Origin of the sequence: Dactylosporangium sp. NPDC006015, from assembly GCF_040614215.1 — a bacterium.
GTDB classification, from domain to species: domain Bacteria; phylum Actinomycetota; class Actinomycetes; order Mycobacteriales; family Micromonosporaceae; genus Dactylosporangium; species Dactylosporangium maewongense.
In genome coordinates this window covers 48313-67268 of sequence record NZ_JBEXUD010000034.1, presented here as the reverse complement: position 1 = coordinate 67268, position 18956 = coordinate 48313, and the positions used below count along the sequence as shown (strand labels likewise).

The 18956-nt window shown below is 72.1% G+C and carries 16 protein-coding genes and 1 riboswitch; of the genes, 11 read left to right on the top strand and 5 right to left on the bottom strand.

What is annotated here, in order from left to right:
- Nucleotides 1-121 precede the first annotated feature (121 nt).
- From ABZ321_RS41105 to ABZ321_RS41090, 4 genes are all read left to right on the top strand, one after another.
- Nucleotides 122-607 carry a MarR family transcriptional regulator gene (locus tag ABZ321_RS41105; protein WP_344511456.1) on the top strand — a complete coding sequence of 162 codons (486 nt, stop codon included), beginning with the start codon at nt 122-124 and terminating at the stop codon, nt 605-607.
- A complete protein-coding gene (locus ABZ321_RS41100; protein ID WP_354901092.1) occupies nt 604-2163 on the top strand; it encodes an MDR family MFS transporter in 1560 nt (519 codons plus the stop codon). The genes ABZ321_RS41105 and ABZ321_RS41100 overlap by 4 nt, the downstream gene beginning before the upstream one ends.
- 74 nt (nt 2164-2237) lie before the next feature.
- On the top strand, nt 2238-3875 hold the full coding sequence (locus ABZ321_RS41095) for a fatty acid--CoA ligase (protein WP_344511460.1): 1638 nt from the start codon (nt 2238-2240) through the stop codon (nt 3873-3875).
- Entirely contained in the window at nt 3872-4339 is a 468-nt protein-coding gene (locus ABZ321_RS41090) for a hypothetical protein (RefSeq protein WP_344511462.1), read from the top strand. The genes ABZ321_RS41095 and ABZ321_RS41090 overlap by 4 nt, the downstream gene beginning before the upstream one ends.
- Here the strand turns inward: ABZ321_RS41090 and ABZ321_RS41085 are convergent.
- Nucleotides 4336-5286 carry a Ku protein gene (locus tag ABZ321_RS41085; RefSeq protein WP_344511464.1) on the bottom strand — a complete coding sequence of 317 codons (951 nt, stop codon included), beginning with the start codon at nt 5284-5286 and terminating at the stop codon, nt 4336-4338. The genes ABZ321_RS41090 and ABZ321_RS41085 overlap by 4 nt on opposite strands.
- Before the next feature lie 98 nt (nt 5287-5384).
- On the opposite strand from ABZ321_RS41085, the gene ligD (ABZ321_RS41080) reads away from it, so the two are divergent.
- Together ligD (ABZ321_RS41080) and ligD (ABZ321_RS41075) are read left to right on the top strand one after the other, a co-directional pair.
- Nucleotides 5385-6338, top strand: a complete 954-nt coding sequence (gene ligD / locus ABZ321_RS41080) for a non-homologous end-joining DNA ligase (RefSeq protein ID WP_344511466.1) — start codon at nt 5385-5387, stop codon at nt 6336-6338.
- Nucleotides 6331-7197, top strand: coding sequence for a non-homologous end-joining DNA ligase (gene ligD / locus ABZ321_RS41075; RefSeq protein ID WP_344511468.1), 867 nt, complete (start codon nt 6331-6333; stop codon nt 7195-7197). Before ligD (ABZ321_RS41080) ends, ligD (ABZ321_RS41075) begins: the two co-directional genes overlap by 8 nt.
- A gap of 98 nt (nt 7198-7295) precedes the next feature.
- Here the strand turns inward: ligD (ABZ321_RS41075) and ABZ321_RS41070 are convergent, their stop codons facing one another.
- Nucleotides 7296-8489, bottom strand: coding sequence for an aminotransferase class V-fold PLP-dependent enzyme (locus ABZ321_RS41070; RefSeq protein ID WP_354901089.1), 1194 nt, complete (start codon nt 8487-8489; stop codon nt 7296-7298).
- A 12-nt stretch (nt 8490-8501) separates the two neighbouring features.
- Nucleotides 8502-8619: riboswitch (SAM riboswitch) on the bottom strand.
- A 326-nt stretch (nt 8620-8945) separates the two neighbouring features.
- On the opposite strand from ABZ321_RS41070, the gene ABZ321_RS41065 reads away from it, so the two are divergent.
- A complete protein-coding gene (locus ABZ321_RS41065) occupies nt 8946-10403 on the top strand; it encodes a PrsW family intramembrane metalloprotease (RefSeq protein WP_354901087.1) in 1458 nt (485 codons plus the stop codon).
- Here the strand turns inward: ABZ321_RS41065 and ABZ321_RS41060 are convergent.
- Nucleotides 10394-10723, bottom strand: coding sequence for a co-chaperone GroES (locus ABZ321_RS41060; RefSeq protein ID WP_344511622.1), 330 nt, complete (start codon nt 10721-10723; stop codon nt 10394-10396). The two genes, ABZ321_RS41065 and ABZ321_RS41060, sit on opposite strands and share 10 nt — an antisense overlap.
- 146 nt (nt 10724-10869) lie before the next feature.
- Here ABZ321_RS41060 and ABZ321_RS41055 point away from each other — a divergent pair, with 146 nt between their 5' ends.
- A complete protein-coding gene (locus ABZ321_RS41055) occupies nt 10870-12123 on the top strand; it encodes an AI-2E family transporter (protein WP_354901085.1) in 1254 nt (417 codons plus the stop codon).
- Between the two features lie 1575 nt (nt 12124-13698).
- Here the strand turns inward: ABZ321_RS41055 and ABZ321_RS41050 are convergent.
- Nucleotides 13699-15684, bottom strand: a complete 1986-nt coding sequence (locus tag ABZ321_RS41050) for an ATP-dependent DNA helicase (RefSeq protein WP_344511624.1) — start codon at nt 15682-15684, stop codon at nt 13699-13701.
- Nucleotides 15685-15815: 131 nt separating this feature from the next.
- Between ABZ321_RS41050 and ABZ321_RS41045 the strand changes: the two genes are divergently transcribed.
- Nucleotides 15816-16310 (top strand): DUF402 domain-containing protein, encoded by a 495-nt coding sequence (locus tag ABZ321_RS41045; RefSeq protein WP_344511474.1) that lies wholly within the window; start codon nt 15816-15818, stop codon nt 16308-16310.
- On the opposite strand, the gene sigJ is transcribed toward ABZ321_RS41045, so the two are convergent.
- Nucleotides 16293-17156: an RNA polymerase sigma factor SigJ gene (gene sigJ, locus ABZ321_RS41040; RefSeq protein ID WP_354901083.1), complete on the bottom strand. Its 864-nt coding sequence runs from the start codon at nt 17154-17156 to the stop codon at nt 16293-16295. The two genes, ABZ321_RS41045 and sigJ, sit on opposite strands and share 18 nt — an antisense overlap.
- A gap of 65 nt (nt 17157-17221) precedes the next feature.
- Between sigJ and ABZ321_RS41035 the strand changes: the two genes are divergently transcribed.
- Nucleotides 17222-18217, top strand: coding sequence for a hypothetical protein (locus ABZ321_RS41035; protein ID WP_354901082.1), 996 nt, complete (start codon nt 17222-17224; stop codon nt 18215-18217).
- Between the two features lie 112 nt (nt 18218-18329).
- Entirely contained in the window at nt 18330-18956 is a 627-nt protein-coding gene (locus ABZ321_RS41030; protein ID WP_344511481.1) for a DUF47 family protein, read from the top strand.

Genomic DNA, 18956 nt, shown 5'->3' with positions numbered 1-18956 from the left:
AAGGCCGGCCACTGAAGCAAAACCAGCCGTAACGCGGATCACCCGTTATTGAGTTGGTGAACTCTGCCCCGCGAACCGATGCTTGTGGCAAGCAAGTATCGCGACGCAGGGACGAGGATCCGTGGACGACGACGCCGAGCTGGCCGAGCACGCCGCCATCGGGCGGCAGGTGGGGCGGTTCATCCGCCTCTCCGAGCGCTTGTTCGCCACGCTCAAGTGGAGTGACGCGGGCCGTGGGCTGGAGCGCCCCGCGTACGTGCTGCTGAGCCGGATCGCGGTCGACGGGCCGTTCCGGTTGTCGGCGCTCGCCACCGAGGTCGCGCTGGACCTGTCCACGGTCAGCCGGCAGGTCGCCGCGCTGGAGTCGGCGGGGCTGGTGCGTCGCGCGACGGACCCGACCGACCGCCGCGCCAGCCTGGTGGAGGTCACCGACCTCGGCCGTGACGTGTTCGCGGAGAACAAGGCCCGTTGGCTCGCCATGTGGCAGGAGCTGCTCGCCGGGTGGACGCCCGAGGAGCGGCAGATCTTCGCCGCCCTTTTCACGCAACTGAACCAGACGCTGGCCGAGAAGCTGCCAGGAACAAGCTCCGAAAGGGACGCTCGATGACCACCGTCGCGCCGCCGGAACAGGCCCGGCCGCAACTCGCCCATCGGCAGATCATGCTGCTGATGGGTGGTCTCATGACCGGGATGCTGCTGGCCGCGCTCGACCAGACCATCGTGGGCACCGCGTTGCCGACCATCGTCGGTGACCTCGGCGGACTCGACCACTACTCGTGGGTCGTGACCGCGTACCTGCTCGCCTCGACCGCGTCGACCCCGCTGTACGGCAAGATCAGCGACCTGTACGGCCGCCGCCCGGTCCTGCTGTTCGCGATCTCGACGTTCCTGGTCGGCTCGCTGCTGGCCGGCCTGTCGCAGGACATGACCCAGCTGATCGCCACGCGCGCCCTGCAGGGCATCGGCGCCGGCGGTCTCATGACGCTCGCGTTCACCATCGTGTCCGACGTCGTCGCGCCGCGGGAGCGCGCCCGGTACCAGGGGCTCTTCGGTGCCGTGTTCGGCATCTCCTCGGTGGCCGGCCCGCTCGTCGGCGGCTACTTCGCCGAGACGGACTGGCGCTGGATCTTCTACATCAACGTGCCGCTGGGCGTGTTCGCGCTGTTCGTGTGCAGCCGGGTGCTGCGTCTCGTCCCGCACGTCCGGCGGGACCACAGGATCGACTACCTGGGCGCCACGCTCATGGTCGCGGCGGTCAGCGCCTGGCTGCTCGCGCTGTCGTGGGGCGGCAACGAGTACGCGTGGGGCTCGCCCACCATCCTCGGGCTGCTGGCCGGCGGTGCGGTGCTGACCGCGCTGTTCATCGTCGCCGAAGGGCGCGCCGAGGAGCCGATCCTGCCGCTGCGCCTGTTCAAGCGGGCGACGTTCTCCCTCGCCAACACCGCGACCTTCATCCTCGGGTTCGCGATGTTCGGCTCGATCATCTACGTCCCGCTGTACCTGCAGATCGTCAAGGGCGCTTCGCCGACGCGCTCGGGCCTGCTGATGCTGCCGATGATGGCGGGCGTCATCGTGACCTCGATCGTCGCCGGGCGGGTCATCAGCGGGATCGGACGGTACAAGTGGTTCCCGGTCGCCGGCACCGTGATCATGGGCTCGGGCCTGCTGCTGTTCACGACGCTGCAGGTCGACACGCCGCTGTGGCAGGCGTTCATCTACATGACCGTGATCGGCGTCGGCCTCGGCATGGCCATGCAGCCGCTCATCCTCGCCGTGCAGAACGCGCTCGACCTGCGTGACATGGGCGCGGGCACCAGCGCCGCCACGTTCTTCCGGTCGCTGGGCGGCTCGGTCGGCGTCGCCGCGCTCGGCGCGCTGATGAACAACAAGCTGGCGGCGCAGATGAGCGACAGCGGCATGAAGGGCGTGTCGATCAACGCGCCGGCCGAGGTCCGCAAGCTGCCGCCGCAGGTCCTGGAGGCGGTCGAGCACGTGTTCGTCAACGCGCTGCACCCGGTGTTCCTCGCCGCGGCGGTCGTCGCGTTCGTCGGCACGGTGATCACGATCGCGCTGCCGGACAAGCCGCTGCAGGGCGGGGCGCCGCAGCAGACCGACAGCGAGGAAGCCGCGGCCGAGATGGAAGCCAAGGCCGCCGCGTTCTGACACAGGAACCCCGGAGCTACTCACCAGTAGCTCCGGGGTTCCGTTGTGAGCCACCGCACATTAGCGTGCAGTACATGCGCAGCACGATGATGCAGACACCCCTCCTGATCTCCCGAATTCTGCAGCACGGGGCCACCGTCCACGGCGACTCCGAGGTGGTCACCTGGGCCGGCGCCGACGGCAGGCACACGTCATACGCGGAGGTCGGCCGCCAGGCCGCCCGCCTCGCCCACGCCCTCCACGACGACCTCGGGGTCACCGGCGACGAGCGCGTCGGCACCCTCATGTGGAACAACGCCGAGCATCTGATCGCGTACCTGGCGGTGCCGAGCATGGGCGCCGTGCTGCACACGCTCAACCTGCGGCTCTTCCCCGAGCAGCTGATCTACATCGCCAACCACGCCGAGGACCGGGTCGTCATCGTCGACTCGACGCTGATCCCGCTGCTCGCCGGCGTGCTGCCGCACCTGACCACGATCCGCCACATCGTGGTCGTCGGCGACGGCGACGCGTCGAAGCTGAGCAAGGACGGCGTCGAGGTCCACCGCTGGGACGCGCTGCTGGACGGCAAGCCCGACACGTACGACTGGCCCGCCGTCGACGAGCACGACGCCGCCGCGCTCTGCTACACCAGCGGCACCACGGGCAACCCGAAGGGTGTCGCCTACTCGCACCGCTCCATCTACCTCCACTCGATGGAGGTCTGCATGGCGGAGAGCTTCGGGCTCGGGCCGAAGGTGCGCGACCTGTGCATCGTGCCGATGTTCCACGCGATGGCGTGGGGCCTGCCGTACGCGGCGATGATGAGCGGCGCCTCGCTGATCATGCCCGACCGTTTCCTGCAGGCGGCCCCGCTCGCGCAGATGATCGCCACGGAGAAGCCGACGTTCGCCGGCGCCGTGCCGACGATCTTCACCGACCTGCTCGCGTACCTGGACGCCAACCCGACCGACACCTCATCGCTCAAGGAGGTCGTCATCGGCGGCTCGGCCTGCCCGCCGGCGCTGATGCACGCGTACTCCGAGCGGCACGGCATCGAGGTCATCCACGCCTGGGGCATGACGGAGATGTCGCCGCTCGGCTCCGTCGCCCGGGAGCCCTCCGGCGTCGACGGCGCCGAGGCGTGGGCCTACCGGTACACCCAGGGCAGGCTCCCGGCCGGGGTCGAGGGCCGCATCGTCGGGCCCACCGGCGAGGTCATGCCCAACGACGGCACGGCCGTCGGGGAGCTGCAGGTCCGCGGGCCGTGGATCACCGCGCAGTACATCGGCGAGGACGGCCCCGACCCCGACAAGTTCGAGGACGGCTGGCTGCGTACCGGCGACGTCGGCACCCTCTCGCCCAACGGCTACCTGACGCTCACCGACCGGGCCAAGGACGTGATCAAGTCCGGCGGCGAGTGGATCAGCTCCGTCGACCTGGAGAACGCGCTCATGGCGCACCCCGCCGTGCTCGAGGCGTGCGTCGTCGGCGTGCCGGACGACAAGTGGGGCGAGCGGCCCCTGGCCACGATCGTGCTCAGGGAGGGTGCGAGCGCCGACGCCGGGACGCTGCGCGACTTCCTCGCCGACAAGGTGGCGCGGTGGCAGCTGCCGGAGCGCTGGTCGTTCATCGAGGCGGTGCCGAAGACGAGCGTCGGCAAGTTCGACAAGAAGCGCGTCCGCGCCGACTATGCGGATGGTGGCCTCGAGGTGGTACAGATCAACGGGTGAACCGTACGGCGAAGATCGCGCTCGTCGTCTCCGGCGCCGTCCTCGCCTGCGTGATCGCGGCCTGTGGCGTGGTCCTGGCACTGAGTGACCTGGTGCCGGGACTCGCCGGCTGCGACGAGCTCGACAAGCCCACGAAGACCGGGATCATCACCTCGACGACCCGCATCGAGCAGCAGTGGCCGCAGCTCGCGCCCATCCAGCAGGTCCACTGGCAGGAGCACGAGGCCAGGGCGCGGTCCTGCCCGGAGATCGGGCCGATGGACTACACGATGGATGGGTTCGCGGTGCTGACCGCGGAGCGGGCCCAGGCGCTGCCGGCGACCACGGCGGCGGAGGCTCCGGACGTGCCGGAGGACCTCCGCCCCTTCGCGCCAGCCGGCGCCGCATGGCTGCGGGTCGACGGCACCGACCTGCTGCTCGACAAGGCCTCCTCGACGGTCTATTTCACCCGCACCACCAGCTAGGCGGACTTCCTCGCCTTCGCTGGGGTGACCTTCTTCGCGGGCGTCGCCTTCTTCGCCGCGGGCGCCTTCTTCGCCGGGGCCCGCTTGATCGGGGTCGCCTCGGCCACGTCGTCGTCCTTCGCGGCGGCGGTCTTCACGGCCTTCTTCGCGGGCGCCGGGGCCGGCTCGCCGCGTGCCGCCTTCGCCCGCTCCACGGACGCCCGCAGCGCCGCCATCAGGTCGACCGCCGCGGCCGGCGCCTCCTCGGTCTCCTCCGGCTGGACGACCTCCCGGCCGGCCACCTTCGCGTCGATGACCTCCTGCAGCGCCTCGCGGTAGTTGTCCGTGTACGTCGACGGGTCGAAGTCCGCGGCCATCGACTCGATCAGGGAACCGGCCATCGCCAGCTCCGCCGGGCGCGCCGACACGTCCTCGTCGAGGATGTCGAACTTCGCCGCCCGGATCTCGTCGGGCCACAGCATCGTGTTGAGGACCAGCACGTCCTCGCGGACCCGCAGCGTCGCCAGCTGCTCCCGCTGCCGCAGCGCGACCTTGACGATCGCGACCCGCTCCGTGTTGGTGAGCGCGTCGCGCAGCAGCGCGTAGGGCTTCGCGGCCGTCTTGTCCGGCTCCAGGTAGTACGCCTTGTTGTAGAGGATCGGGTCGACCTGCTCGGCCGGCACGAACTCCAGCACCTCGATCGCCCTGCTCGTGGTCAGGGGCAGGTCGGCGAAGTCCTCGTCGGTGAGGATCACCATCTCGCCGCCGCCGAGGTCGTACCCCTTGGCGATGTCGTCATACGCGACCTCCTCGCCGTCGATCGAGCACACCCGCTTGTACTTGATCCGGCCGCCGTCGTCGCGGTGCACCTGGTTGAAGCGGATGTCCTTCTCTTCTGTCGCCGAATACAGCCGGACGGCGATCGACACGAGCCCGAAGGAGACCGCGCCTTTCCAGATCGCGCGCATTAAGGGATCCCTTTCCGCAGCGTGTTGACCTCGGAACACCAGCTTCGCATCGAATCGACCTCCACGCGAGGAAGTCGGCGGCGAACTATCGTGGGGTGATGGGGACCGGGCCGCCCGCACCGATGCTCGCCTCGACCGGCCCGCTTCCGACCGGGCCGGGCTGGTCGTATGAGTTCAAGTGGGACGGCATCCGGGCGATCGCCGTCGTCACCGCCGGCGTCACCCGCCTCTACGCGCGCAGCGGGGTCGAGGTGACCGCCGCCTATCCGGAGCTCGCGGCGATCGGCGAGGGCCTCGACGACACCGTCCTCGACGGCGAGGTCGTCACCATGGACGAGGCCGGCCGGCCGTCCTTCCAGCTGCTGGCCGAGCGGATGCACGTCCGCGAGCCGGCCCGGGCCGCGCGGCTGGCGGTCGCGTTGCCCGTGTCCTACCTGGCGTTCGACGTGCTGAGGGCCGCGGGCAAGGATGTGCTCGCATCGCCGTACACCAGCCGCCGACGCATCCTCGAAGGGCTCGCGCTGGGGGCGCGGGCGGTGATCCCGCCGTGCTTCGACGACGGACCGGCGACCGTCGCCGCCAGCCGCGACAACGCCCTCGAAGGCGTGGTGGCGAAGCGGACCGGCTCGCACTACCACCCCGGCCTCCGCTCGCCGGACTGGGTGAAGGTCAAGCTGGAGGAGAGCTGCGAGTTCGTCGTCGGCGGCTGGCGGCCCGGCAAGCGCGCCCTCGGCGCCCTGCTCGTCGGGGTGCCGGCGGCCGGTGGGCTGCTCGCCTTCAGCGGCCGGGTCGGCGGGGGGATCTCCAACGCGGCCGAGCGCGCCCTGCTGGACGCGCTGCGTGACCTGTCGGTGCCGCAGCCGCCCTTCGCCGGCACCGTGCCCCGCGAGGACGCCCGCGGCGCGACCTGGGTCACGCCGACGCTGGTGGTGGAGGTGAAGTTCAGCCACCGGACGCGCGACGGGCGGCTCCGCTTCCCGCGCTTCCTGCGCCTGCGGCCGGACCTCACGCCCGCGGACGTCGCTTCCTCCTCGGGCGGCGTCGATGCCTGACAAGGTCCGGGTCGAGGTCGAGGGGCGGCACCTCGACCTGACCAACCTCGACAAGGTCCTGTACCCGCAGGTCGGCTACACCAAGGGCGAGATCATCGACTACTACACCCGCATCGCGCCGGTCCTCCTGCCGCACCTCGCCGGCCGGCCCCTGACCCGTATCCGCTACCCCAACGGGGTCGACGGCATCAGCTTCTTCGAGAAGAACGCGCCGGCCGGCACGCCCGACTGGGTCCGCACCGTCCGGCTGCCGGTGCCCGGCTCCAGCCGTGGCCGCGAGACCATCGACTTCATCGTCGTCGAGGAGCTGGCCACGCTGGTCTGGCTGGCGAACCTCGCCGCGCTCGAGCTGCACACCCCGCAGTGGCGCGTCGCCGCCGACGGCTCGCCGCTCAACCCCGACCTGCTGGTCATCGACCTCGATCCCGGCCCGCCGGCCACGCTCGCCGACTGTTACGAGGTGGCCCTGCTGGTCCGGGACCGGCTCGCCGCCGACGGCCTGGAGCCCGCCGCCAAGACCTCCGGCCGCAAGGGCATGCAGCTGACCGCCGAGCTGTCCGGCGAGGAGACCGCCGACGAGATCAGCGCGTACGTCAAGGACGTCGCCGAGGAGCTCGCCCGCCTCCGGCCCGACCTGATCGTGGCCAGGATGGCGAAGCAGCTCCGCCCGGGGAAGGTCTTCATCGACTGGAGTCAGAACAACGCCTTCAAGACGACGGTCGCGCCGTTCTCGTTGCGCGCGGGTGCCCTGCCGACGGTGTCGGCCCCGCTGACCTGGGACGAGGTCGCCGAGGGCACGCTGACCATCGCCGACCTCACCCCTTCCGTCGTGCTGGACCGCGCCACCGCCGGGCCGTGACCCGGTGCGGTGCCGGCGCGCCGCCGACACCGCACCGGATCGTGCCGGCGCCGCCGGCGCCGCCGGTGCCGCGGGATCGTGGCGGCGGGCCTGGTGGCTCAGCGGCGCAGGGCTTCCAGGAGGCGGTCGATGTGGGCTTCCGTGGTGCCGAGGCCGAAGCTGGCCCGCACCGCCTGGGGCGGCACCGGCGCCGACGGGGCGATCCTGGCCGTCGCCTCCGAGAGCAGCCGCCGGGTCAGCGGATGCGCGCAGAACAGCCCCGTCCGCACCCCGATCCCGTGGTCCCGGCCGAGCGTCGTGGCCAGCGCGCCGGGGTCCTCGCCCAGCACCGCGAACGACACGATGCCGACCCGCTCCGCGTCCGCCTCGAACAGCCGCAGCTCCTCCACGTGCGGCAGCCGCGCCAGGCCCGCCCGCAACCGTGCCACCAGGGCCCGCTCCGCGGAGTGGTCGGCGGCGGCGAGCGCCCGGCACGCGGCCGCGATCGCGACGGCGCCGAGCAGGTTGGGCGTGCCGGCCTCGTGCCGCGCCGGCCCGGTCGCCCACCGGACGTCGAGGTCGTCGCCGACGCTGGCGCTCGCGCCGCCCCCGGCCAGGTACGGCTCGGCGGCGTCCAGCCAGTCCGCCCGCCCGGCCAGCACCCCGGCCCCGAACGGCGCGTAGAGCTTGTGCCCGGAGAACGCCACGTAGTCGGCGCCCAGCGCGGTCAGGTCGACCGGGGCGTGCGGGGCGAGCTGCGCCGCGTCGACCGCCAGCCGGGCCCCGTAGCGGTGCGCCACCTCGGCGAGCGCCGCCACCGGCCACACCTCGCCGGTCACGTTGCTCGCCGCCGTGACGCTGACCAGGCCGCACGGCTGCCGGCGCAGCGCCCACTCCAGCGACTCCACCGCCTCCTGCGGCGAGCGCGGCGCGTCCAGGTGGAGGCTCTGCTGCCACGGCAGCAGGTTGGCGTGGTGCTCCCCGTCGAACGTGAGCACCGTCGTGCCCTCGGGCACCGCCCTGGCCAGCAGGTTCAGGGCGTCGGTGGTGTTGCGGGTGAAGACGACCGTGTCGCCGTCGCGGCAGCCGACGAAGTCCGCGACGGTCTCTCTGGCCTGCTCGTACTCCCGCGTGCACCGCTCCGAGAGCGCGCCGGCGCCGCGGTGGACGCTGCCGTAGAACGGCAGGAGCTCGGCGACCGCGTCGGCGACCGCCCGCAGGCACGGGGCGGTCGCGGCGATGTCGAGGTTGGCGAAGTCGACGCTGCGGCCGTCGCGCAGCTTCACGTCACCGGGGGACAGGATCGTGGACATGGCAGAGTCCTCCGCTCGCGCTTGCCCGGACACACCGCGTGCCGGACCGTGTCATCACCCGGGGCACCCCGCCGCGAACGCGAGGGTTGCCGGCCAGCAAGCCGGGGCTTTAGCGCTGGCACTCATGACCTGGTCTCACCGTAGCGCGGATATGGTTGGCCCATGACCGATCTCCCGCCGACTGGGACGCCTCAGGATCCGGGTAACCGTGACGCCACCTTGTTGCCGTCGTCGGGTGATGTACGACCAGCGGCCGCCTCTGCCGCGCCCGAGGAACGGTCACCCTGGGCAGCTCCGATCCCCGTACCTGCCCCGTCGAGCGGCGGTCCGGTCCCGTCCAGCGGCGGTCCGGTCGCCCTGGACAAGGGGCCCGACGCATCGGCCGGCGCTTCCGGCGGTGCTTCAGGCGGAGCTACAGGCGGCACTTTCGGTGGTGCGGCCGGCCCGGCCGCCGGCTTGGCCGCGCCGCAGGGGTGGGACGCGGCCGGCGGCGACGTCGTGCCCAACGTGACGGAGGCCGCCGCCCCCGACACCGGCGAGCAGCGCTACCCGACCGCGGCCCTCGCCCTGGCCGCCGCGCCGCCCGCCAAGCGCTCCGACCGCCGCCGCCTCTGGACGCTCATCGGCGTCATGGGCGGCATCGCGGCGTGCGGCGTCGCGCTGCTGGCGTTCTTCGGCTTCAGCGGCGGATGGACCGCCCTCGTCATCGGCGTCGGCGCGGCCGTCATCCCGGTGCCGCTGCTGGTCTCCTGTTTCCTGTGGCTCGACCGGTACGAGCCGGAGCCCGTCCGCTATCTCGTCTTCGTCTTCGGCTGGGGCGCGTGCGTGGCCACCGGCGTGGCGCTCGTGGTCAACACCGCCGGCGGGGTCCTCGCCGACAAGCTCGGCCTGTCGGACGCGATCGTGGCGGTCGTGGTCGCGCCGTTCATCGAGGAGAGCATGAAGGCCCTCGGGCCGGTCCTGCTGCTGTGGCGCCGCCCCCGGGCGTTCTCCGGCCTGATCGACGGCATCGTCTACTGCGGGCTGTCCGCGACCGGGTTCGCGATGGTGGAGAACATCCTGTACCTCGGGTACAAGGGCTACGCCGACACCGCCGAGCAGGGCGGCGCGGTGAAGGGCGCGGCGGCACTCGTCGGCATCTTCATCGTGCGCATCCTGATGACCGGGTTCGCGCACCCGCTCTTCACGTCGATGACCGCGATCGGGCTCGGCACCGCGTCGCGCAGCTCGACGAAGGCGGTCAAGTGGCTCGCACCCCTCGCCGGCCTGCTGCTCGCGATGCTGCTGCACGGCTCGTGGAACCTCATGTCGGTGATCGCCGCCGCGAAGCCGATCATCCTGCTGTACGGCTACTTCTCCGTCATGATGCCGATCTTCCTCTGCATGGTCGGCTTCGCGCTGTGGCAGCGCGCGGCCGAGGGCAGGCTGACCGAGCGGATGCTCACCGAGTACGCGCGGGCCGGCTGGTTCTCCCCGCCGGAGGTGGCGTCGCTCGGCACGCTCGGCAGGCGGCTGTCCGCCCGCCGGTGGGCCAAGCGGGTCGCCGGAGACCCGGGTGCCAAGGCGATGAAAGCCTTCCAGTTCGACGCGACGAAGCTCGCCCTGCTCCGCGACGGCATGCGCCGCGGCCTGGACAACACGCCGGCCCGCCGGATGGAGGCGCTCGCCGAGGAACGCCAGCTGCTGACGGCGCTCGCCGCCTACCGGCAGGTCTTCGTCGGGCGCGATCCGCAGGCACCCATGGCGGTGTGGGACGGCAGCAGGTACCACATCACCTTCCCGGACGGGATGGTCCGGGTGCTCGCCGCTCCGCCCACCCCGGTCGTGCCCGTCCCGGTCGTCGTGCCGCCGCCCCCGCCGCCGATGTACGCCGGATACCCCTACCCCTACCCCTACCCCTACACCTACAGATAGAGCCCCGTCGAGTCCGGCTCGACCCGCCGCGCCGCGACGGCGTGCACGTCCCGCTCGCGCAGCAGCACGTAGTCGCGGCCCTGCAGCTCCACCTCGGAGCGGTCCTCCGGGTCGAACAGCACCCTGTCGCCGGCCACGATCGACCGTACGTTGGGCCCCACCCCGACGGCCGTGGCCCACGACAGGCGCCGCCCCACCGACGCCGTGGCCGGGATCACGATGCCGGACGCGTGCCGGCGCTCGCCCTCGGCCCCTTCGAGCCGGACGAGGACCCGGTCGTGCAGCAACCGGATCGGCAGGCCCCCTTCCACATCGGACACGACGTGCGGGGTGGTGGCCGGCGGGTAACCGGCGGCTGGCTGGGCTGTCACGGTTGCGACGCTACCGCCTGGGTACGTGCGATCGCCGCGGGACCCGGACTACGGTGAAGCGTCCGGTCGGTTCGCAGGCAGTCACAGGGGGTTTCGTGGGCCGGTTCGATCAGGTGCGCGCCAATCTCCGGCGGGCGTACGAGCAGCGTCTCGAAAACGCCCGCCTCGAACGCGAGGCGATCGCCGCGGTAGTGGCTGAGGCTGAGGTGCCGCCGCCTCCACCGCCGGCCGAGCCCGACGTGATCCACTCGTCGACGATGAGCCGCGACGACGCCGAGATCCCGCGTGGCCTGCGGCTCGCCGCCGCCTGGTCGTGGCGCCTGCTGGTCCTCGTGGCGGCCCTCGCGGTCCTGCTCTGGCTGGTCAGCCGGCTCGACACGGTGCTCATCCCGCTGAGCATCGCCCTGCTGCTGTCCGCCCTGCTCGCGCCGATGATGGAGTTCCTGCGCCGCCGCGTGAAGCTCCCGCCGTCCCTGGCCGCGTTCCTGGTGCTCGTCACCGGCCTCGCCGCCGTCGCGGGCGTGCTCACGCTGGTCGTCAGCGAGTTCGTCGACGGCTTCCCCAACCTGGCCGACAAGGCCTCGGCCGGCGTCAACCAGATCCAGGACTGGCTCACCACCGGCCCGCTGCACCTCAACGGCAGCCAGCTCGACGCCACCTTCGACGCCGCCACCAACTGGCTCAAGGACAACCGCGGCAGCCTCACCGACAGCGCCGTCTCCACCGCCACCGCCACCATCGAGTTCTTCGCGCTGCTCCTGCTGGTGCTCTTCGTCACGTTCTTCTTCATGCGCGACGGCCACCGCATCTGGCTCTTCCTCACCGGCGTCCTGCCCACCCCCGCCCGCGACCCCATCCGCCGCGCCGGCGAGGCCGCCTGGCGCACCCTGGTCGCCTACGTCCGCGCGACGGTGCTGGTCGCCTTCATCGACGCCCTCGGCATCGGCCTGCTCCTGGTCATCATCAACGTGGACTTCTGGTTCCCCCTGGCGACAATGGTGTTCCTGGCCGCCTTCGTCCCCATCGTCGGCGCCACCGTCTCAGGCGCCGTGGCCGTCCTCGTCGCCCTCGTCGACGAAGGCCCGATCAGCGCCCTGGTCGTCCTCATCGGCGTCATCGCCGTCCAACAACTCGAAGGCCACGTCCTCCAGCCCCTCATCATGGGCCGCGCCGTCTCCGTCCACCCCTTGGCCGTCATCGTCGCCATCTCCACCGGCGTCGTCCTGGCCGGCATCATCGGCGCCCTGGTAGCCGTCCCCCTGGTAGCCGTCCTCAACACCGGCATCCGCCACCTGGTCCAACACCGCCACGAACCACCCCCCGACTCGGTCATCATCTCCGCAGATTGACCCTGCTCGTGCCACCGGCCAGGCCTGCCCTTCGAACCATGCCGGCGCACCAACGAGGTGGCAGCACTCCGCCCACAGCGAGGTGGCGCCGGTCGACGTGGTGATCGAAGTCCAGCCCTGGCCGCGCCGGCAGCCAGCCCTGTCCTTGGATCAAGCCAGCCACAGGAGAAGGGCACTGCAAGCACGGTGCCGCTGGACTCGGCCCTGGGAGGCGGTGGGGAGGGCGCCGTGCCGTCGGCTGGGGTTGCTGGGCATGGCTGGCTGTGGGCTGGCGGTGAGTGAAGTCGGTGCGGTCCGCGAGGAGGTCGGGGGCGGAGCAGACGGTCAGAAGGCGGACGGAGTTGTGGGGACTGGCGACCCACGAAGTCGGCGCGGTCCGAGTGGGGGTCAGGGCCGAAGCGGGCCGTCAGGCGGCGGATGGCGACCGTTCCGATCGGCGCTGTGTCGGTCGGCACGGCGCGGCGCCGGCCGGTGGCGGGCTGAGGTGCGGTGGGCGGTGTCGCTGGACCAGGCCAGCACGTCGACCGGGGCAGTGGTGTTGGCCAGTGGTGGGTGTCGTGCGGTGGGCTGGGTCTGTTGGGCGCGGCTGGTGTGTCGAGCGGCGTGGCGGCAGCGGCGATGGTGGGACGGCAGCCGGCGGCCACGTGGGCCGATCCAGGATGCGAGGCAGGTCCGGTGCGGCGTCGGTCGTGACTGTTGTCGGGAGTCTGGCGGTGGGACTGGTTGTGGGGCTGGCGGCCTACGACGGCGGTCCAGTCCCAGTGTTGGCCAGGCCCGGCGCGGTGGTCAGGCGGCGGAGGGCGGCCGTTTCGATCGGCGCTGTATCGGGTCGGCACGGCGGTGGTGGGTGTCGTGCGGTGGGCTCGGCTGGTGTGTCGAGCGGTGCGGCGGCAGCGGCGATGGTTGGACGGTAGCCGGCGGGGACGTGGGCCGATCCGGGATGCGAGGCAGGTCCGGCGGGTGGCGGACGTGACTGTTGTCGGGAGTCTGGCGGTGGGACTGGTTGTGGGGCTGGCGGTCTACGACGGCGGTCCAGTCCCAGTGTTGGTCAGGCCCGGCGCGGTGGTCAGGCGGCGGAGGGCGGCCGTTTCGATCGGCGCTGTATCGGGTCGGCACGGCGGTGGTGGGTGTCGTGCGGTGGGCTCGGCTGGTGTGTCGAGCGGTGCGGCGGCAGCGGCCACGGTTGGACGGTAGCCGGCGGGGACGCAGGCCGATCCGGGATGCGAGGCAGGTCCGGCGCGATGGCGGACGTGACTGCCGTCGGTGCGGCGTGGGCTGATCGTGGGCTGGCGACCGGCGAAGGCGGTGCGGTCCGCGTGGGGGGCAGGGGCGGAGTGGGCGGTCAGGTGGCGGTCGGGCGGCAGGGCAGGTCAGGTCCGGTGGTGGCCGATGTGACCGCCGTCGGGGTGGTGGGACTGGCGAAGGGCGCGGTCCGCGAGAGGGCGGGGGCGGAGTGGGCGGTCAGATGGTGGACGGGGCGGCAGGGCAGGTTCGGTGCGGTGGCGGACGTGACCGCTGTCAGCGCTGGGTGGGACTGGCGAGGGGGGCGCGGTCCACGAGGGGGGAGCGGGCGCGTCAGGTGGTGGACAGGCGGCGGAGGGCGGCGCGGACGACGTCGGGCTTTGTGGTGTACCAGAACGGGGGGAGGGAGGCGCGCAGGTAAGGGCCGTAGCCGCGGGCCGTCTCCAGGCGGGAGTCGAGGACGGCCACGACGCCCTTGTCGGTGCGGGCTCGGATCAGGCGGCCGACGCCCTGTGCCAGGCGGACCGCGGCGATCGGGACGCTGACGGCGGCGAAGCCCGAGCCGCCGGCGGAGTCGACGGCGGCGGAGCGGGCGGCGGCGAGGGGCTCGTCGGGGCGGGGGAAGGGGAGGCGGTCGATGATGACGAGCTGGCAGGCGTCGCCCGGCACGTCGACGCCCTGCCAGAGGGACATGACGCCGAGCAGGCAGCTGTTGCGGTCGGTGCGGAACTTGCGGACGAGGATCGGCAGTGCCTCCTCGCCCTGCAGGAGGATCGTGATGCCGGGGGCGCGGGCGCGGAGGACCTCGGCGGCGCGCTCGGCGGCCTTGCGGGAGGAGAAGAGGCCGAGGGCGCGGCCGCCCAGGGACTGGACGAGCTCGACCATCTCGTCGGCCGCCGGCTCGGACAGGCCGGAGGTCTGCGGGCGGGGCAGGTGGGCGGCGACATAGAGGATGCCCTGCTTGGCATAGTCGAACGGGGAGCCCACGTCGAGCGAGCTCCACGCCAGGTCGGCCTCGTCGCGGGCGGCGGAGGCGCGCATGACCGCGTCGCGAGCGGCGGCCCCCGGCGACGAAGGCTGAGCCGGGACCGGCGCCGGGGCCGTGACAGGCAGGCCGAGCGAGCGGGCCACGGTGTCGAACTGCCCGCCGAGCGCCAGGGTGGCCGAGGTCGCGACGACGGTGCGCTCGTGGAACAGGTGCGTGTTGAGCGTGCCGGCGACCGAGAGGGGGGCGACGACCACCGCACGGCGGCCGCGGTCGTCGCGCTCGATCCAGGTCACGTCGTGCTCGGCGTCGGAGAGGATGCGCTGGGCGATCTTGGTGAGGTCGGCGACCATGGTCTTGGCCTGCTGCTTGCGGACGGGGTCGGCGTCGTCGGCCTTGACCTCGCCGATCGCGTCGATCGCCTTGCGGCCGCCGCCGTCGAGGAGCGTGAGCGCCTCGCCGAGGGTGGTGGGCAGGCCGTCGGTGATGCGGCCCGCGGGGGCGTCGGCGAGCGCGACGGTGAGCGTGTCGCCGGCCTCCATGAGCCGGTCGGCGACGTCGTCGTCGACATAGGGGCGGCAGCGGCGGGCGGCGCGCTCCAGCAGCTCGGGGGTCAGCTCGGCCTGCGAGGCGGAGCTGACCCGGTCGGCGAGCTCGTGCGCCTCGTCGACGACGAGGAGCTTGTGCGGCGGGATGATCATGCGGCCGCTGAGCATGTCGACGGCGAGGAGGCTGTGGTTGGTGACGACGATGTCGGCCTCGCGGGCACGGGCGCGGGAGGCCTCGGCGAAGCACTCCGACCCATAGGGGCAGCGGGCCGCCCCGACGCACTCGCGGGCGGGCATCGAGACCAGCTTCCATGCGGAGTCGTCGACGCCCGGGTCGAGCTCGTCGCGGTCGCCGGTCTCGGTCTCCATCGCCCAGTCGCGGAGGCGCTCGATGTGCTTGCCGATCCGCCCCGCCTCGCCGAGCCAGCGGGTCGGCCGGGCCTCGCCGACGTCGAAGAGCGCGTCGTCGGGCTCGTCGGCGGAGGTGCCCTCCAGCCGCGCCAGGCAGACATAGTGGTGCCGGCCCTTGAGCACGGCGAAGGTCGGGCGCCTGCGCAGCAGCGGCTCCACCGCGTCGGCGAGCCGGGGCAGGTCGTGGTCGACGAGCTGCGACTGCAGCGCGAGGGTGGCGGTGGACACCACGACGGGGCCGTCGACCAGCAGGGACGGCACGAGATAGGCCAGGGACTTGCCGGTGCCGGTGCCGGCCTGGACGAGCAGGTGCTCCTCACTCGAGGCGGCCGCGGCGATCGCCTCGGCCATCTGCTGCTGCCCGGGCCGCTCCATGCCGCCGGGCACGGCACCGACGGCAGCGGAAAGCAGATCAGCGGTCGCAAGCGTGGCAGTCACGACCAAGAAGCTACCGCCTCGGTACGACAGAAACCCGCGGGCACCAACACGATCAGTACTGTGGGCGCATGCCAAAGGTGGTCTACCGCAAATTCGACGGTTCACTGCACTGGAACTACGAGACCAGGATCCTCGGCGAGGACGACCACGGCATCTGGGTCGGCGCCGACACCGGCACGATCGTGCACCGCGGACCGACGAGGACCGGCCCAGTCGAGGCGCCGCACGTGCTGCTCTTCCCGCGCCAGGCCTGGTGGACCGCGTGCTTCAACGCGGCACCGCACCGCACCGAGATCTACTGCGACATCACCACCGTCCCCCATTGGGTGGAGGAGACGGAGGTCACAATGATCGACCTGGACCTCGACGTCCGGCGCCGGCGCACGGGCGCGGTCGAGCTGCTCGACGAGGACGAGTTCGCCGCGCACCAGGTCAGGTACGCCTACCCGGCCGACGTGATCGCCGAGGCACAGGCCAGCGCCGATTGGCTCTTCGGCGCCGTCTCGCAGCGCATCGAGCCGTTCGGCGACAAGTACCGCGAATGGCTAGATCTCGTCCAGTGACAGCTTCGCGGGGTTGAGCTGGTTGTAGAGCCCGGTGATGAGCCCCGACTGGCTGATCCCGAAGCCGGCGACCGCGGCGGCCCCGCCGAAGTGCACCACCAACCCCAGGTCGCCGTTGACCAGCGCGACCTCGATCGACACATCGGCGGTGCGGCGGTACAGGCCCAGCACGAAGCGGGCCACATCGGACGCCCCGAGAATCGGCCGCCGGGCCGCGGACACGACGCCGCCGCCGTCGCCGAGGGCGACCACGTCCGGGGCGAGCAGCTTGAGCAGCGCCTCGATGTCCCCGCCGGCCGCCGCCGCGGTGAAGGCGGTCAGCACCGAAGCCTGCAGCGCCCGGTCCGTCGTGTGGCGGCGTTCGCCGTCGGTGACCGCACGGCGGGCGCGGGAGGCCAGCTGCCTTGCGTTCTCGGGTGTTGTACCGAGAGTCGCCGCCACCTCCGCGAACGGCACCGCGAACACGTCGTGCAGCACGAACGCCACCCGCTGCTCGGGGGTCAGGGCGTCGAGCACCAGCAGCAGCGCCATGCTCACGCTGTCCCGGAACGACACCCGCTCGCCCGGGTCCACCTGCGACGGGTCGGGGAGACGCTCCACCAGCGGTTCAGGCAGCCACGGCCCCACGTACGCCTCCCGGCGCACCTTCGCGGCCCGCAGCTGGTCGAGGCACAGCCGTCCGGTGACGGTGGTCAGCCAGGCCCGCAGGTCGGTGACCCCGGAGGTGTCCGCCCCGGCGTACCGCAGCCAGGCGTCCTGCACGACGTCCTCGGCATCGGCCCGGCTGCCGAGCATCCGGTACGCCACGCCGAAGAGATGGTCACGGTGCGCGCTGAACTGATCCACCACGACACCCATTCAAGCAGGGCGTTTCCGACCCGGGCGATATGCGTGTTACATACCATTTAGGGATGAGCAATGGTCTGGCCACGGTCGCCAGCGGCATGGTGGGCCTCGCGGCGATGGGCGCACTGGCCGCGGCGCGGGCGCGGCGCGGCCGGCCGTACCTCGCCGACGGCCTTCTCGTGGCGGTCGACGGCCCCGCCGACCCCGTCGCGGCCGCCGTCCGCGCCGGCTTCGCGGGCGTCGAGGTGGCCGTCCGGCTCGACACCGACACCGCGCCGCCGGTCCTGCGCCTGGACTGCGCCATGCCCGACGGCGAGCCGGCGCCGACCTTCGAGCAGGCCGTCCTGGAGCCCCTCGCGGCGCTGGTCGACGAGAGCCCGCTCGGCCGGGTCCACCCGCGCCGCGCTGAGCCGTTCCTGCTGCTCGTCCACGCCGACCCGGCGCCGGGCCCGCCGCCGCGCATGACGGCGCCGCAGCAGCGGGCCGCGCTGCTGCTGCAGGCCGCCCGCCCGGAGTACGAGGCCCTCGACCTCCTCCTGCGCCCGCGCGCCGAGCTGCTCACCACGTTCCTCGGCGGCCGCGTCGTGCCCGGCGCGATCACCGTCGTGCTCACCGGCCCGTACTGGTCCCGCGCCGACCTGCTCGGCGCCTACGAGCGGTTCGCGTTCCTGGAGGGCCGCTTCAGCGACCTGGAGCCCGGCGGCCTGCCCGTCACGGTCGCGCCGCTGGTCACCGAGGCGCTCGGCGCGCGGATCGGCTGGGACCCGCAGGAGGAGTGGCCCGAGTTCCCCGCGGAGGCGCGGCACATCCTGCGGTCGCTGGTCGGCGCCGCGCACGCCGGCGGCCGCCGGATCCGGTTCGTCGGCGTCCCCGAGGAGCCGCGGCACGTTCGCCTGGCGTTCTGGCAGGAACTGCGCGCCGCGGGCGCCGACCTCATCGCCAGCCGTCACAGGGCCCAACTCGCAAGATTTCTCCGCAAACCAGTCGATCGCGAGCGAAAGCATCGGGCCGAGCCTCGGCGGCCTGCCGTACAAGATGAACAAAAGCTGAACGGAAGATGAACTGCACAAGGTCACAGGACTGCGGTTCTGCCGAGGTCGGCGGCGGGATCTAGCATTCCCGCCGAGGACCAACCGGCCCTCGCGGATTTCGTTCACGTCTCGAGGTCAGGCTGTGCGTTTGAGGCTGCGTCCCAGCGACGATTCGTTCTACGACTTCTTCACCCGTGCGGCGGGGAACCTGGTGAAGGGCACGGAGCTGCTCTCCGAGCTCGCGCTTCCCGGCGTCGACGTGATGACGGTCAGCGAGCGGCTGGTCGAGGTCGAGCACGACAGCGACGCGATCACGCACGAGCTCTACAAGAAGATCAACTCCAGCTTCATCACGCCGTTCGACCGGGAGGACATCTACCGGCTCGGATCGCTGCTCGACGACGTGATGGACCACCTCGAGGCGGTCGGCAGCCTGCTGTACCTGTACGGCCTGACCAAGCTGCCGTCGCTGCCCCGCGAACTGCACGAGATCGTCAAGGTCCTCGACCAGCAGGCCCGGCTCACCGCCGAGGCCATGCCGCGGCTGAAGACCATGAAGAACCTCGAGGAGTACTGGGTCGAGTGCAACCGCCTGGAGAACGAGGGCGACAACGCCTACCGCATGCTGCTCGTGCGGCTCTTCTCCGGCGAGTACGACGCGCTCACCGTGCTCAAGATGAAGGAGGTCGTCGACGAGCTCGAGGCCGCGTGCGACGCCTTCGAGCACGTGGCCAACACCGTCGAGACCATCGTCGTCAAGGAGTCGTGA